This is a genomic window from Alkalimonas cellulosilytica (assembly GCF_036325985.1).
GTDB lineage: Bacteria > Pseudomonadota > Gammaproteobacteria > Enterobacterales > Alteromonadaceae > Alkalimonas > Alkalimonas cellulosilytica.
Genome location: NZ_JAUHLI010000064.1, coordinates 1 through 380 on the forward strand (window position 1 = coordinate 1; position 380 = coordinate 380).

At 54.7% G+C, this 380-nt stretch carries 1 protein-coding gene; it reads right to left on the reverse strand.

Annotated features, from left to right (window positions below):
* Positions 1-380 (reverse strand): IS3 family transposase (locus QWY20_RS18560; RefSeq protein WP_330130460.1); only part of this gene is annotated, 380 nt, incomplete at both ends.

The following is a 380-nucleotide window of genomic DNA, read 5'->3' on the forward strand; positions in this document are numbered from 1 at the left end:
TTTTTCGGGAGAACACATCGATTACGAAGGCGACGTAAACGTAGCCTGACCACGTAGCAACATACGTGATATCTGCAACCCACAATTGGTTTGGCCGGCTGGCACTGAACTCCCGTTTCACCAGATCCAATGGCTTAGCTGCGCTATCATCAGGGATCGTTGTGATACAACGGCGGCCACGCCGCACGCCCTGGATCCCAAGCGTACTCATCAGTCTGGCAACCGTGCAGCGAGCCACCGTGAAGTCTTCACGCTTCAGTTGTTTCCAGACTTTCCTGATGCCATAGCATTGCCGGTTATCCTGCCATACACGCAGGATCTCAGGCTTCAGAGCCTCATCCTGATGGTAACGCTGACAGCGTCGCTCAGGCTGCGCTTCC